Genomic DNA, 15,203 nt, shown 5'->3' on the forward strand with positions numbered 1-15,203 from the left:
GGCCGCCGGGGGCGGCGGGTGTGGCGGGGCCCGGGTCCGGGCCCCGCCCGTGCCGCCGGGTCGGCGGGCGGACGCCGCCGGGGCCGGTGCGGCGTGTCCGGGCCCGTGACGCGGCTCGGCCGCCGTCGGAGAGGACGGCGGCCGAGCGGGTGCGCCGTGGCCGGCGCACGCGGGGTGTGGCGGGGTCAGGCGTGAGCGCCCTGGTGCCCCTCCTGCTCCTGGTGCTGGTCGTTCCGGTGCTGGTCCTTCCGGTGCTTGTCGCCGTGGCCGCCGTCGTGACCGTGGCCGCCGTCGTGACCGTGACCACCCTCGTGACCGTGACCACCCTCGTGACCGTGACCACCCTCGTGACCGTGACCACCCTCGTGACCGTGACCACCCTCGTGACCGCCGTCCTGGTCGCCGTCGCAGTCGCACGGCTTCTCGCGGTCGTTGGTCAGCTCCACCGTCACCTCACGGTCCCGCTCGCTGACGACGAACGGTCCCGCCACCGGGTTGCGCGGCGGTTCGAACCCGTCGGGAACAGCCGTCTCCCGCAGGTAGTAGGTGCCGAGCTCCAGGTCGTCGAAGGTGCAGCCGCCGTCGGTGCCGGTGGTGCAGGTCTCGCCGACCCGGGTGTCCGGGTTCTCCCCGCCGGTCTGCAGACCGGTCCGTCCGTTGGTCTCCTCCCACAGCTCGAACACCGCGCCGGACAGCGGGCGGCCGGTCCTGCCGTCGGTCTTGACCAGTTCGAGGGAGCCGTTGCCGGGCGGCTGGGGGGTGCGGTAGTTGCGCGCCGTGACCGTGACGCCCTGGGCCAGGTTGCCCTCGGTCAGCTCCAGCGGGCCGAAGACCGCGGGGTCCGGCAGCTCGTAGCCGCCGGGAGCAGCGGTCTCCCGCCAGTAGTAGGTGCCGGGGTCCACCGCCCGCGAGCACTCACCGCTCGCGCCGGTGGTGCAGGTCTCGCCGACCCGGGTGTCGGGGTCCGCGCCGGTGGTCTGCAGACCCGGCGTGCCGTTGGTCTCCTCCCACAGCTCGAACACCGCGCCGGACAGCGCCGCGCCCGTGGTGGCGTCCCGCTTGACGACCGTGACGTCCCCGGTGCCCGGGGGCTGCGGTACGGCGGTGTTGTCGGCGGTGACCGTGACGCCCTGGGCCAGGTTGTCCTCGGTCAGCACCAGCGGCCCGAAGACCGCCGGGTCCGGCAGCTCGTAGCCGCCGGGAGCAGCGGTCTCCCGCCAGTAGTAGGTTCCGGGGTCCACCGCCCGCGAGCACTCACCGCTCGCGCCGGTGGTGCAGGTACCGCCCACCCGGGTGTCGGGGTCCGCGCCGGTGGTCTGCAGACCCGGCGTGCCGTTGGTCTCCTCCCACAGCTCGAACACCGCGCCGGACAGCAGTGCGCCGGTCGCCGCGTCCCGCTTGACGACGGTGACCTCGCCGTTGCCCGGGGCCGGCGGGGAGGGGGTGTTGTCGGCGGTGACCCTCACGCCCTGGGCCTCGTTCTCGGCGGTCAGCACCAGCGGGCCGAAGACCGCCGGGTCCGGCAGCTCGTAGCCGCCGGGAGCGGCCGTCTCGACCCAGTAGTAGGTGCCCGGGTCCACCGTCCGCGAGCACTCGCCGCTCTCCCCGGTGGTGCACGAGTCGCCCAGTTGGGTGTCGGGGTTGGCGCCGGTGGTCTGCAGACCCGGCGTGCCGTTGGTCTCCTCCCACAGCTCGAAGACCGCGCCGGCCAGCACCTCGCCGGTCTCGGCGTCCCGCTTGACGACCGTCACGTCCCCGCCGCCGGGCGGCTCGGGGACGGCGGTGTCGTCGGCGGTGACCGACACACCCTGCTCCAGGTTCTCCGCGGTCAGTACCAGCGGGCCGAAGACCGCCGGGTCGGGGAGCTGGTAGCCCTCGGGGGCGGCGGTCTCCACCCAGTAGTAGGTGCCCGTCTCCACGGTTTCGGAGCAGACGCCGCTCTCCGCGGTGGTGCAGGTCTCCACCTGGGTGTCGGGGTCGTCGCCGGTGGTCTGGAGCCCCGGCGTGCCGTTGCTCTCCTGCCACAGTTCGAAGACCGCGCCGGCCAGTGCGGCGCCGGTCTCCTCGTCCCGCTTCAGGACGCTGACCACGCCGGTGTCGGGGGGCAGCGGGGCGGTGTGGTTGGAGGCGGTCACCGCCACGCCCTCCTCCGCGTTCGCGTCGGTGAGCACCAGCGGGCCGAAGACGCCCGGGTCGGGGAGTTCGTACCCGTCGGGTGCGGCCGTCTCGCGCCAGTAGTAGGTGCCGGTCTCCACCGTCCGTGCGCACACCCCGCTGTCCCCGGTGGTGCAGGTGTCACCGATCTGGGTGTCGGGGTTGGCGCCGGTGGTCTGCAGACCCGGCGTGCCGTTGGTCTCCTCCCACAGCTCGAACTCGGCGCCGGCCAGCCCCTCGCCGGTCTCGGCGTCCGTCTTCACCACGCTCACCGTCCCGGTGGCCGGGCCGGGCGGGGTTCCGCCGCAGTCGGGCAGGTCACCGTCGAACGGGTAGGCGTGGAACTCCTGGCCGCCGCCCCCGGAGGCGGAGCTGGTGTGGGTCAGTGAACCGGTGGTGAAGAAGCGGCCGTTGATGCCGGGCAGGGTCACCGTGGTGTCCGACGCCTGGTTGCCGATCAGGAAGCTGCCCTGGAACTGGCCGGTACCCGTCAGGTTCACGGTGGTGGCGTCGGGGAAGTTCCACAGCAGCCGCTCGCGGTAGGCGTTGAGCGGGTCCGTGGCGTCGTCGATGCCGCCGCTGTAGGTGTTGATCGTCCGGTTGTCGCCGAGCACGTTGACCAGGATCGTGGCGCCCGCCGGGATGTTCGCGAACGCGATGCCCTGCTGCGCGCCGCCGGGGCCGGCGAGGTCGAAGTCCACGTTGAACACCTGGAGTTGCGAGGTGCCGTCACCGGTGAACAGGGTCTGGTAGCCCTGGTTCACGGCCGTGCCGGTGGGTGTCCTGGGGGTGCCGCCCTCCCGGGCGTAGCACTGGCTGGCCGCGGTGAGCTGGTCGCGCAGACCCACGTACGGCGCGGCGGCGTCCGGGTCGTGGACGAGGTCCCGCGCGAGCACGGTGCCGGTGAGCGTGTCGCCGTAGCGCACCACGCCGTCCTCGGCCAGGACGCGCTGTCCCGGGGCCACGGTGATGTCCCCGCCGGCGGTCAGCCAGTCGGCCCCGACCGGAGGCGGCACCCGGGAGCCGACGCCGACCTCGCCGACGTTGTAGATCTGGCCGCCGGAGGTCTTGTTGACGTCGAAGTCGTCGAGGACGACGACCCGGCCCTCGGCCTCCGCGGCGGCGCCGCGGACCAGGAAGTCGTCGCCGACGAAGATGTTGATGCCGTTGTCGCGTCCGGCGATGGGCCCGTTGTTGATGCCGGGGAAGGGGTCGGGGCAGCTGCCGGGCACGCACGGGCCGAGGCCACCGGGCAGCGGGGCCGCGGCGGCCGGACCCGCCGAGGCACCCAGCACCATCGGGACGGCCGCCGCCACCACGGAGCAGGCCAGGCCCACCGTGCTCAGGCGTGTCCGCAAGCCGGTGAGGTGCTTGGGGATAGCTTGCTTTCTCATGGCCCGCAGCCTGAGGTGGCAGGCGTACCGAGCGGTTTCGCGACACCCGCCCTTGGGCTGATCCAACGACGGCCTTCACCCGAACGCGCCCCGGCGCCCGGCGGCACATCCGTCGCCCGCGGGGCCGGCCCGGCGCCGCCGGTGGCCCGCCGTAACCCCGCGGCGCCGCCGTGCCGGTACGGCTGATCCCCCGCCGGGGCCCGGCGGGGGATCAGGCGCGGCCGCGGCCCGGTGTCACTCCCCGGACAGGACCGCCTGGGCGGCCCGCCGGGCCTCCTCGGCGGAGTCGGTGGCGCGGGCGGCGGCGGCGGCGCGTTCGCACTGGGCGAGGGTGTGCTGGGCCAGCGCGGCCCGGACGTACGGGATGGCGGTGGCGCTCATGGACAGGCTGGTGACGCCCAGTCCGGTGAGCACGCAGGCCAGCAGCGGGTCGGCGGCGGCCTCCCCGCACACCCCGCAGCTCTTGTCCTCCTCGCGGGCGGCCTCGGCGGCCAGCGCGACCAGGTCCAGCAGGGCCGGCTGCCACGGGTCCTGCAGCCGGGAGACGGCGCCGACCTGCCGGTCGGCGGCGAAGGTGTACTGGGCCAGGTCGTTGGTGCCCAGGGAGAGGAACTCCACCTCGCGCAGGATCGACCGGGCGCGCAGCGCGGCGGAGGGGATCTCCACCATGGCGCCGGCCTTGGCCTGCAGCCCGGCCTCGCGGCAGGCGTCGGCGAAGGCCCGGGCGTCGGTGCGGTCGGCGACCATCGGCGCCATCACCTCCAGGTGCACCGGCAGTCCCTCGGCGGCCCGGGCCAGCGCCGCCAGCTGGGTGCGGAGCACCTCGGGGTGGTCCAGCAGGGTCCGCAGCCCGCGCACGCCCAGGGCGGGGTTGGGCTCGTCGGCGGGGGTGAGGAAGTCCAGCGGCTTGTCCGCCCCGGCGTCCAGGACCCGTACCACCACCCGGCCCTCCGGGAACGCCTCCAGGACCTTCCGGTAGGCGTCGGCCTGGGTCTCCAGGGAGGGGGCGGTGCGGTGGTCGTCCAGGAAGAGGAACTCGGTGCGGAACAGGCCCACGCCCTCCGCCCCGGCCTCCACCGCGGCGGCCACGTCCGCCGGGCCGCCGACGTTGGCCAGCAGCGGCACCCGGTGGCCGTCCGAGGTCGCCCCGGGGCCGCTGGACGCGGCGAGGGCGGCGCGGCGTTCGGCGGCGGCCCGCTCCAGCTCCGCCCGTCGCCCGTCGCCCGGCTCCACGTGCACCTCGCCGGTGCTGCCGTCCACCGCGACCACGGTGCCCTCGGTCAGTTCGCAGGCGCCCGGCAGCGCCACCACGGCCGGCACGCCCAGGGCGCGGGCGAGGATCGCGCTGTGGCTGGTCGGGCCGCCCTCCTCGGTCACGAAGCCCAGCACCAGCGCCGGGTCGAGCAGTGCGGTGTCGGCGGGCGCCAGGTCCCGGGCGATCAGCACGAACGGCTCGTCGCTGTCGGGCACCCCGGGCATCGGCACGCCCAGCAGCCGGGCGATGATCCGGTTGCGCACGTCGTCCAGGTCCGCCACCCGTCCGGCCAGGTACTCGCCGGCCTGGGCGAGCAGGGCCCGGTACGAGGCGAAGGCGTCGTACACCGCCCGCTCGGCGGTGCTGCCCACGGCCACCCGGCGGTCGACGTCCGCCAGCAGCTCGGGGTCGGCGGCCATCAGCGCCTGGGCCTCCAGCACGGCCTGGGCCTGGCCGCCGGCCAGGTTGCCCCGCGCCGTCAGGTCGGCCGACACGGCCTCGACCGCCTGCCGTGCCCGGGCCTGTTCCCGGGGGGCGTCCTCGGCCGGGATCTGCTTCGCCGGCGGCTCCAGCACGGCGGTACCCATGTGGCGGACCTGGCCGATCGCCACCCCATGGCTGACCCCGACGCCCCGCAGTGTCGTCTCCATTACGTCCTTCTCCGAATCGAGCGGTGCCGTCCCAGCAGCCACCGCGGGTTCACCGGCCCGGGCGGGCCGCGGCCGGGGTCACTGCCAGCCGAACAGGGTGTCGCCGATCGCCACCTCGCCGGCCTCGCGGAGGTCGGTGAGGGCCTCGGCGGTGGCCTCCAGGGCGACGACGGGGCAGACCGGCGACTTGCCGGCCTCCTCCACCGCCGCCGGGTTCCAGCGCACCACGGCCTGGCCGCGGGTCACCGTGTCCCCCTTGGCGACCAGCAGTTCGAAGCCCTCGCCGCCGAGCTGCACGGTGTCGATGCCCAGGTGGGTGAGGACGCCGCGGCCCTCGGCGTCGACGACGACGTACGCGTGCGGGTGGAGGGAGACGATGACGCCGTCCACCGGCGCCACCGCCTCCGACTCCTCGCGCACCGGGTCGATGGCGGTGCCGGGGCCGACCATCGCCCCGGAGAACACCGGGTCGGGCACGGCGGGGAGGCCGATGGCACGGCCGGCGAGGGGGGCGGTCACGGTGGTCATGGAGAGCCTTTCGGGCGCTGGGGCAGGGCACCGGACGGGCGCGGCGGCGCGTGCCGCCGCGCTCCTCCGGTCGGTGTTCAGTTCGTCTTGGTGACCTTGGCCAGGGCGCGCGGCGCGTCCGGGTCCTGGCCGCGGGCGATGGTGACCTCGTAGGCCAGCTGCTGCAGCGGCAGGATCTCCAGGATGGGCTGGAGTTCCTCGGCGACGCCACGGGTGGGCAGCGCGAATCCCGCGGACGCCTGGGCCACCTGGGCGTCCGGGCCCACCACGACCAGGTCGGCGCCCCGGCCGCGGAGGCGGTCCAGCACCGGCTGGAGCGCCTCCCCGCCCCGGCCCTCGGTCACCACGGCGATGACCGGCGAGACGTTGTCCACCATGGCGAGCGGGCCGTGCAGCAGATCGGCGCCGGAGTAGGCCAGGGCCGGTATGTAGCTGGTCTCCATCAGCTTCAGCGCGGCCTCCTTGGCGGTGGGGTAGCCGTAGCCGCGGGAGGTGATCACCATCCGCTCGGCGAAGCGGTAGCGGGAGGCCAGCCGGGCGACCTCGTCCCGGCGGCCGAGGATCTCCTCGGCGAGGTCGGGCAGGGCGTGGGCCGCGGCCCCGTCGGCGCCGCGCAGGCCCTGCCCGAGCAGGTAGAGCGCGAGCAGCGAGGCGGTGTAGGTCTTGGTGGCCGGCAGCGCCTTCTCCGGGCCGGCCAGCAGGTCGATGCTGTACTCGGAGACCGCGGCCAGCGGCGAGTCGGGATTGTTGGTGACCGCCAGGGTGATGGCGCCGGCGCGCCGGGCGGCCTGGGTGGAGGCCACCAGGTCCGGCGAGCCGCCCGACTGGCTCACCGTGACGGCGAGCACGCCGCTGAGGTCCGGGCGCGCGCCGTAGACGGTGGTGGTGGACATGGAGGTCAGCCCGCACGGCAGGCCCAGCTCGATCTCCAGCAGGTACTTCATGTACAGCGCGGCGTTGTCGGAGGTGCCGCGGGCGGTGAGCAGGACGAAGCGCGGGTGGCGGGCCGCGATGGCCTGCGCCACCTCACGGATCCGCGGGGCGCCGTCCCGGAGGATCCGGCGCAGCACCGCGGGCTGCTCCGCCATCTCGCCGGACATGATGTGGCCGGGGCGCTCGCTTCGCTCGGGGTGTCCCGGGGCCGGGGCGGACATTGCGGGGTTCCTCCAGGGGGGGCAGACGGGGGCGCGGGGGCGGGGCGTACGTAACTTTTAGCCCATGGACCGACCAGAGGTCTAGTCCACCGGTCTAGTCCACTCTACGGCCCCCGGGCGGGTGCTCGCCGGGGGCCCCGTGGCCCCTCCCGCGCGGCCGGGCGCCCCCGTGGCCGTCCCGCCGGCGCCCGGCGCCGGGCGGGCTCCGCGGTCCCCGCGAGCGGGCCCGGCAAGCGGTCCTCCGGCGCGGCTCGCCGGAGCGGCGCGGACCCTCCGGTGACCACCCGCCGCACCGCCGGATGCCCTCGCGTACGCTCCGGCGCGGACCGCGGTGCCGCACCCCTGGCGTACCCCGGTGCGCGTGGGTCAGGCCCGCGCGCCGGGGGCCGCCGGGGCGGCGGGCGGCACGCGGTCTGCCAACCGGTGGTCCCCGAAGGTCTTCCCGGCCGGTCGCACGGTTTTTCGTTATCCCCGCGCGCCGGCGCGGTCTCCCAGGTGTAACGCCACGTAGGGCCGACGAGGAACGACGAGGAAAGTGAGTGGGACAGGCCGTGATCGGTGAACACGACCCCCTGGTGAGTGCGGCACGGGCCGGGGACGAGCGGGCGCAGGACGAACTGGTGGCGGCGTATCTGCCGCTGGTCTACAACGTCGTCGGCCGCGCGCTGCACGGGCACGCGGACGTGGACGACGTGGTGCAGGAGACCATGCTGCGGGCGCTGGCGGGCCTGGGCACGCTGCGCGATCCGGCGAGCTTCCGCTCCTGGCTGGTGGCCATCGCCATGAACGAGGTCCGCCGGCACTGGCGCGAGCGGCCGCCCGGTGACGCCCCGCGCCCGCTCCAGGAGGCGCACGACGTGGCGGACCCGGGCGCCGACTTCGTGGACCTCACCATTCTCCGGCTCGGTCTGGTGGGGCAGCGGCGGGAGACCGCCGAGGCCACCCGCTGGCTGGACACCGACGACCGGGCGCTGCTGTCGCTGTGGTGGCTGGAGGTGTCCGGGCAGCTCACCCGGGCCGAGGTGGCCGCCGCGATGGAGCTGTCCCCGCAGCACACGGCGGTGCGGGTGCAGCGGATGAAGGCCCAGCTGGAGACCGCCCGGGTGGTGGTCCGGGCGCTGGCCGCGAACCCGGGGTGCGCGTCGCTGGGGGAGCTGACCGCCGCCTGGGACGGTGTGCCCTCGGCGCTGTGGCGCAAGCGCCTGGCCCGGCACGTACGGGACTGCCCCGACTGCTCGGGGCACGGCAGCGGCCTGGTGGTGGCCGAGCGGCTGCTGGTGGGGCTGGCCCTGGTCCCGCTGCCGGCGGCACCGGCCGGCGCCTGGCTCATGGCGGGTACGCCCGACATACCGGTGGCGGCCGCGTACCCGGTGCCCGGTGGCGCGCCCGGCACCGACGCCGCCGCCCGGTCCGGCGCCGGCACTCCCCCGGCCGGCGCCGGCACCTCTTCCCCGTCCGGCGCCGGTGCGTCCGCCCCGGCCGGTCCGGCCGCGGGCCGCCACCGGCTGCCGCGCCGCCGGCGTACCGCGGCCGTGTCGGTGGCGGCGGGCGTCGTCGTGCTGGTGACCGCCGGCGCCATCCACTCCGCGACCCGGTCCTCCGACGACGACCACAAGGCGGTCCGCAAGGCCCCCGCGGCGCCGGCCGCCGCGCCCTCGGCCTCCCCTCCCCCGCCCGGCCGTCGGCCACCGCGAAGGCCACGCCGACGCCGAGCGCGTCGCCCTCGGCCACCCGCTCCACCCGCCCGCCGCGCAGCCCCCGGCCGTCCCCGTCCACCACGCCGGCGGCCCGTCCCACCACCACCGCCCCGGCCGCCCCGCCGGCCCCGGCGGCGACCCGGCGGCGGCGAGGTGGTCCAACTGGTCAACGCCGAGCGGGCCCGGAACGGCTGCGCCCCGATGAGCGTCAACAGCCGGCTGACCGCCGCGGCGCAGGGCCACTCCGACGACATGGCGCGGCGCGACTTCTTCGACCACACCAACCCGGACGGGGCGGGCCCCGGGGAACGCATCACCGCCGCGGGGTACCGGTGGAGCACCTACGGGGAGAACATCGCCGCGGGGCAGCGCACGGCGGCGGACGTGATGCGGTCGTGGATGGACAGCCCGGGCCACCGGGCGAACATCCTGAACTGCTCCTTCACCGAGATCGGCATCGGCTACCGGGAGGGGGCCGGCGGCCCCTGGTGGACCCAGAACTTCGGGGCCCGGTGAGCCCCTGACCGTCCCCGCCGGGGGCGGGCAGGGCCGCGGCCTGCGGCGGGGCGAGGAGCGACGCGCCGGCGCGTGTCCCTCCGCACGGGCCGGCCCGTCGGTCCGTGCGGTCCGGTCGGACCGCACGGTGATCGCCGACCGGATGCGCGACCGGGGCGCGCCTCCGATGCCGGCCGACCCGGTCCGCCGCAGCCACCGAGCCGTCCCGGCCCGCGCCCAACGGCCCCACGTGGCGTCCGCCGGGGGCGATGCCGCTCCTGCCGGGAAGACCTGGAAGGCCGACCCGGTGGTCGGGCGGCGGAGCCACGAACCGGCCCGGCAGGTCCGGTACCGGTGGGACCGGCGGTTCCGGATCCGGCTGCTGCTCGCCCCCCGCCCCCGGCACGCCCGGCGGAGGCGGCAGGCGCCGCCGAAGGGATCAGGACTCCGGGATCAGCAGCTGGACGGCGAGCACGGCGATCAGGGCGCTGGAGGCCAGAGCGGTGATGAGCCGCCCGCGGTCGCCGGTCAGGGCCCGGCCGAGCACTGCTCCGCCGCCGGCGAGGAGCAGTTGCCAGCTGGCGGACGCCGCGAAGGCGGCGAGCACGAAGACGGCCTGTTCCGGCAGACCGGGATCCGCCGTCGTCCGGCTGCCGAGCACGAGCGCCGCGAAGTAGGTGATGGTCAGGGGGTTCAGCATCGTCATGCCCAGCAGCCCCAGGTAGGCCCGGGCAGGGCTGACGGGGGCCGTGTCCGGCCGCGTGGACGTCCGGCGGTCGCGGAACCGGGTGATCGCCCCGGCACCGCCGTGGACCGCCAGCGCCATGAGCACCACCGCCGAAACCCAGCGCAGGGGAAGGGCGATCGGTGTGATGACGCCGGTGAGCGCGGAACCCCCGGCCACGGCGATCAGCGCGTAGAGGCCGTCGGCGGTCGCGACGCCCGCGGCGGCGGCAGCGCCCACCTTCAGGGACGTCCGGGCGGTGAGCGCCACCAGGTACGCCGCGACCGCTCCCACCGGCATGGCGATGCCGTAGCCGGCGAGGAGGCCCGCGACCAGGGCGGCGGTCACGTGTGCGCGGGTAGCGGCCTCCCCGGTCGGCACGCCTGCTGTCGGCCTCGCACCGATCGGACGGCGGAGGACGGCGGCGGGACGGCGGGGATCGTGGTCATGGACGGATACTGCGGTGGCGGGCTGCGCGCGGCAACTGGTTTTCCCGCGCCGCGGCACCGTCCGGACACCGAACGGCCGGGTGGCGCCGGACCGGCTCAGGCACCCGTTCGACACCCCGGCCGTCGGTGCGCTCGCCGGCGCCGTGGTCCGGAGCGCGCCTCCCCTTGTGCATCCGCCGTCATGTCCGGGCGACGGAGCGGCCCGGCCCTCCCCGGCGCGGTCCGGCGGTCGGCGGTGGACCCGCCGGGCGCCGCGCCGCCGCCGGAAGGCCCGCCCCACACGCGGCACGCACGTCCCCGGCCGCCGGGCCCGGGGTGCGACGCCGGTGGGGGCCACCCCCGCCGCTGGGGCGCGGGCCCCGCCGCGACCGGGGGCCTCCGCGCGGTGTCCCTCCGGCCCGGACGGCGAGGGCGGACGCGGGCCCAGCGGCACCGAAGGACACCTGCTGAGCCCCCGGAAGCCGCCTGGGGCCGGCTGCGCGACTCCGCAGGGGGCACCCGGAGGGGGCACCCGGGCGGCGTCCCGCACGCCCGTACCCGGCCGTCCCCTTCCGGTCCTTCCCGGCGGCGGCTCCGCGCGTCCCGCCGGCGGTCAGTCCTCCCCGTCTCCGCGCGCCGCAGGCTCCTCGCCGGCACCGCTCCCCGCCTCCCCCTCGTCCAGGTCCCGGCGGGCCAGCGGGGTGTTGGCGGGGCCCTGGAGCACCCGGCCGTCGGTGCCGAAGCGGGAGCCGTGGCAGGGGCACTCCCAGGTGGTCTCGGCGGCGTTGAAGGAGACCAGGCACCCCAGGTGGGTGCAGCGCGCGCTCAGCGTGTGCAGGGTGCCGTCGGGGGCCCGGTACACCGCGCGGTGGCCGGCCCCGACGCGGACCACCGCCCCGGTGCCCGGGGCGATGTCCGCCACCGCGCGGGGACCGGCGGCGGACAGCCGGTCGCCGACGAAGTGCTGCGCCACCCCGGCCTGGTGCTTGAGGAAGGGCGGCAGTTCGCGGAGCGCGGAGCGCATCCGCCGCGGGTCGTACAGCCGGGCCCAGGGCGGTTCCTCGCCGGTGAGCAGCGCGGTCAGCAGCCGGCCGGCCAGCACGCCGCCGGTCATGCCCCAGCCGGCGAAGCCGGTGGCGACGTAGGTGTTGCGGGCGCCGGGGTGCAGCGGACCGATCAGGGGGACCGTGTCGGTCGGGTCGGCGTCCTGGGCGGCCCAGCGGTGGGTGATGCCGGTGACCGGGAAGTGCTCGCGGGTCCACGCCTCCAGCCGCCGGAACCCCTCGGGGGCGTGCCCGGTGCCGGGGGTGAAGCTCTCCCCGGTGACGATGAGCAGGCGCCGGCCGTCGGGGCCGGGGGCGGTGCGCACCGAGCGCTTGCCGTCCTCGGAGGTGATGAACATGCCGCCGGGGTCGGCGGTCTCCGGGATCGGCCCGGCAACCACGAGTTCCCGGTGCACCGAGAGCCGGGTGAACAGCAGGGCCCGGTCGAAGACCGGGTAGTGGGTGGCGACGACGACCTGCCCGGCCGTCACCTGGTGCCCGTCCTCGGTGGTGAGCCGGCAGGGGTCGCCCTCGGTGAGCCCGGTGACCCGGGTCCCCTCGTGGACGCGCCCGCCGCGGGCGACGAGGTCCGCGACCAGGGCGAGGAGGTAGCGGCGCGGGTGGAACTGGGCCTGGTGGTCCACCCGGACCGCCCCGGCGACCGGGAACGGCAGGCCGGTGGTGGTGGTGAACTCCGCCGCCAGCCCGGCGTCGCGGGCCGCCTCGGCCTCGGCGCGCAGCGCGGCGACCTGGCTGTCCCGGGTGGTGTAGGTGTAGGCGGGGCGGCGTTCGAGGTCGCAGTCGATGCCCAGCTCCGCGGTCACCTCCGCGACCCGCTCCACGGCCGCCTGCTGGGAGTGGGCGTACATCCGGGCCCCCGCCGGGCCCCGGGTGCGGCGCAGGTGGTCGTAGACCTGGTTGTGCAGGGCGGTGACCTTGGCGGTGGTGTGTCCGGTCGTGCCGCCGGCGACGCGCTGCGCCTCCAGCACCACGACCCGGCGGCCGGCCCGGGTGAGTTCCCAGGCGGTGGCCAGGCCCGCCACCCCGCCCCCGACGACCGCGACGTCGGCCTCGGTGTCGGCGGTGAGCGGGGGGTGGGTGTCGGCAGGGGCGGTTTCCATCCAGTACGACATGGCCGCACGGTCCTTTCCTGGGGCCGGTGGGCGGGCCGGGCCGGCGGCGCGACGGCCCGCCGGTGCGGCGGGTCCGCCGGCGCGCGGCCGCCCCGTGGGGAGGGGCGCCCCGGCGGGCGCCCGGCGCGGGCCGTCCGGTGCGGGCCGCCGCGGCCGGCCCGGTGGGGTGCCGGGGGTCAGACGGTGGTGCGGAAGCGTTCCCAGACGCGGTGGCGGCGCAGCAGCGGCACGATCCGCTCCAGGACCGCCGGGCCGCTGTCGCCGCCGACCACGCCCGGCGCGTCGGCGGGCACCCCGGCGGCGCGCAGCACCGTCTCGGCGCCGTCCCAGCCGCCGATGGCCTTGCCGTGCCGGAAGGCCTCGGACACCAGCAGCAGCACCCGCGGGTCGACCTCGCCCGCGGTGGCGGGGGCCTTGGCGTCCCGGGCGCCGTGCGCGTCGTCGCCCGGAGACGGCGCTCCGGCCAGCACGATCGCGTCGAACTCGGTGGAGCGGGCCGCGGCGAAGGTGCGCTGGACGGTGACCGGGTCGCCGTCCGGGTCGAGCCGACCGCCGGTGGGAGCCACCACCATGGGCACCATGCCGGCCTCCAGCACCGCCGAGCGCAGGGCCCGGACGCCGTCCAGGTCGGCGCCGGGGTGGGCGACGATGCCCACCACCCGGCCGTCCACCGGCCACTCCTGGCCGACCTGGGACAGGGCGGGGCTGGGCTCGACCTCGGCGAGGGGTTCGGACGGCTCCGGGGCGGGCAGGCCGAGGCCCGCGGCGACCTGCTCGCACAGCACGGGGTCGATCCGGGCCAGCACCTTCAGCGCGCGTTCGCGGATGGCCTCCTCGTAGCACTTGCTCAGCTCGAAGGTGTAGGCGGCGATGGTGTGTTCGCGCTCCACCGGGGACAGGCTCAGCCAGAACCGGCGGGGCTGGCTGAAGTGGTCGGCGAAGGAGTCCGGCGCCTGCCGGACCTTCTCGGCCTCCGGCACCCGCACCGGAACCTCGATGTACGCCCCGGTGTCGGCGCCGGCCTGGAAGGGGCAGCCGCCGTCGAGGGAGTTGGGCCGGTAGGGCGCCACACCGCGGTGGACGGCGGTCTGGTGCATCCCGTCCCGGAGCATGTCGTTGACCGGGGCGTGGGTGCGGTTGACCGGGATCTGGGCGAAGTTGGGCCCGCCCAGCCGGGTGATCTGGGTGTCGATGTACGAGAAGAGGCGGCCGGCGAGCAGCGGGTCGTCGGTGACGTCGATGCCGGGGACCAGGTGCCCGGGGTGGAAGGCGACCTGCTCGGTCTCGGCGAAGAAGTTCGACGGGTTGGCGTTGAGGGTCAGCAGGCCGATCGGCTGTACCGGGGCGATCTCCTCGGGCACGATGTTGGTGGGGTCGAGCAGGTCGATGCCCTCGAAGGTCTGCTCGGGGGTGTCGGGGAAGGTCTGCACGCCCAGCTCCCACTGCGGGTGGGCGCCGGCCTCGATGGCGTCGGCGAGGTCCCGGCGGTGGAAGTCGGGGTCCACCCCGCCCACGATCTGGGCCTCCTCCCACACCATGGAGTGCACGCCCAGCTTCGGCTTCCAGTGGAACTTCACCAGCGTGGTGGCGCCTTCGGCGTTGACCAGCCGGAAGGTGTGGACGCCGAAGCCCTCCATCATCCGGTAGGACCGCGGGATGCCCCGGTCGGACATGTTCCACAGGGTGTGGTGGGTGGCCTCGGTGTGCAGGGTGACGAAGTCCCAGAAGGTGTCGTGGGCGCTCTGGGCCTGCGGGATCTCCCGGTCCGGGTGCGGCTTGCCGGCGTGGATGATGTCCGGGAACTTGATCGCGTCCTGGATGAAGAAGACCGGGATGTTGTTGCCGACCAGGTCGAAGGTGCCCTCGGCGGTGTAGAACTTCGTCGCGAAACCGCGGGTGTCGCGCACCGTGTCGGCGGAGCCGCGCGAGCCCAGCACGGTGGAGAACCGCACGAAGACCGGGGTGCTGACCCCCTCGGCGAGGAACGCCGCCTTGGTGATCTTGGTGGCGGTGCCGTAGCTCTCGAACACCCCGTGCGCGGCGGCGCCCCGGGCGTGCACCACCCGCTCCGGGATGCGCTCGTGGTCGAAGTGGGTGATCTTCTCCCGCAGATGGTGGTCCTGGAGCAGCACCGGGCCCCGGGGGCCGGCCTTGAGCGAGTGGTCGGTGTCGTACAGCCGGTTGCCCTGGGCGGTGGTCAGGTAGCTGCCCGCCTGGGCCATCTTCGCCTGGTCCACCCCGGTGGCCTGCCCGGTCGGGCTGACCGTGTCCGGGCCCCGCTGGTCGGGCTTGGGCGGCAGCGGGCCGCGCGGCTCGGTCGGTTCGTCGACCGGCACCGGCTCGGGGCTCGGGCGCCCCGGGACGTCGCCGGTCGGGTGTTCGGGGTGGGCCTTGTCCATCGTTCCTCCGTACGGCCTGGGGTCGGCAACGCCACAGCCATGACCTGCCGGGGGCCGGTCGAAACGGGCACGCCGGTGGGGTCCGCCCAACGGCGGATCCGTTCGGGTGAACGGCCGGCGGTGGCGCAGCGCATCACAGGCCGCCTCTA

8 protein-coding genes are annotated in these 15,203 nt (G+C 76.0%); 1 reads left to right on the forward strand and 7 read right to left on the reverse strand.

Annotated features, from left to right (window positions below):
• Positions 1–185: 185 nt before the first annotated feature.
• From IHE55_RS01125 to IHE55_RS01140, 4 genes are all read right to left on the reverse strand, one after another.
• Positions 186–3,548: a SpaA isopeptide-forming pilin-related protein gene (locus IHE55_RS01125; protein WP_197987291.1), complete on the reverse strand. Its 3,363-nt coding sequence runs from the start codon at positions 3,546–3,548 to the stop codon at positions 186–188.
• 234 nt (positions 3,549–3,782) lie between these two features.
• Entirely contained in the window at positions 3,783–5,453 is a 1,671-nt protein-coding gene (gene ptsP, locus IHE55_RS01130; protein WP_197987292.1) for a phosphoenolpyruvate--protein phosphotransferase, read from the reverse strand.
• 78 nt (positions 5,454–5,531) lie between these two features.
• Positions 5,532–5,981: a PTS sugar transporter subunit IIA gene (locus tag IHE55_RS01135; RefSeq protein WP_197987293.1), complete on the reverse strand. Its 450-nt coding sequence runs from the start codon at positions 5,979–5,981 to the stop codon at positions 5,532–5,534.
• 77 nt (positions 5,982–6,058) lie between these two features.
• Positions 6,059–7,135: an SIS domain-containing protein gene (locus IHE55_RS01140; RefSeq protein ID WP_197987294.1), complete on the reverse strand. Its 1,077-nt coding sequence runs from the start codon at positions 7,133–7,135 to the stop codon at positions 6,059–6,061.
• Between the two features lie 539 nt (positions 7,136–7,674).
• Between IHE55_RS01140 and IHE55_RS01145 the strand changes: the two genes are divergently transcribed.
• Complete coding sequence (locus IHE55_RS01145; RefSeq protein ID WP_307826447.1) at positions 7,675–9,348, forward strand: sigma-70 family RNA polymerase sigma factor; 1,674 nt, start codon at positions 7,675–7,677, stop codon at positions 9,346–9,348.
• 418 nt (positions 9,349–9,766) lie between these two features.
• Here the strand turns inward: IHE55_RS01145 and IHE55_RS01150 are convergent, their stop codons facing one another.
• From IHE55_RS01150 to IHE55_RS01160, 3 genes are all read right to left on the reverse strand, one after another.
• On the reverse strand, positions 9,767–10,399 hold the full coding sequence (locus IHE55_RS01150) for a LysE family transporter (RefSeq protein ID WP_197987295.1): 633 nt from the start codon (positions 10,397–10,399) through the stop codon (positions 9,767–9,769).
• Between the two features lie 693 nt (positions 10,400–11,092).
• A complete protein-coding gene (locus IHE55_RS01155) occupies positions 11,093–12,655 on the reverse strand; it encodes an FAD-dependent oxidoreductase (protein WP_197987296.1) in 1,563 nt (520 codons plus the stop codon).
• Between the two features lie 176 nt (positions 12,656–12,831).
• Positions 12,832–15,054: a catalase gene (locus IHE55_RS01160; protein ID WP_197987297.1), complete on the reverse strand. Its 2,223-nt coding sequence runs from the start codon at positions 15,052–15,054 to the stop codon at positions 12,832–12,834.
• Positions 15,055–15,203: the final 149 nt, after the last annotated feature.

The sequence above is a fragment of the Streptomyces pactum genome (genome assembly GCF_016031615.1).
Lineage (GTDB): Bacteria > Actinomycetota > Actinomycetes > Streptomycetales > Streptomycetaceae > Streptomyces > Streptomyces pactus.

What these genes read in the sequence shown, in the direction of transcription:
- IHE55_RS01125 (WP_197987291.1), bottom strand. Translation starts at nt 3,548, where the DNA reads ATGAGAAAGCAAGCTATCCCCAAGCACCTCACCGGCTTGCGGACACGC.
- ptsP (WP_197987292.1), bottom strand. Translation starts at nt 5,453, where the DNA reads ATGGAGACGACACTGCGGGGCGTCGGGGTCAGCCATGGGGTGGCGATC.
- IHE55_RS01135 (WP_197987293.1), bottom strand. Translation starts at nt 5,981, where the DNA reads ATGACCACCGTGACCGCCCCCCTCGCCGGCCGTGCCATCGGCCTCCCC.
- IHE55_RS01140 (WP_197987294.1), bottom strand. Translation starts at nt 7,135, where the DNA reads ATGTCCGCCCCGGCCCCGGGACACCCCGAGCGAAGCGAGCGCCCCGGC.
- IHE55_RS01155 (WP_197987296.1), bottom strand. Translation starts at nt 12,655, where the DNA reads ATGTCGTACTGGATGGAAACCGCCCCTGCCGACACCCACCCCCCGCTC.
- IHE55_RS01160 (WP_197987297.1), bottom strand. Translation starts at nt 15,054, where the DNA reads ATGGACAAGGCCCACCCCGAACACCCGACCGGCGACGTCCCGGGGCGC.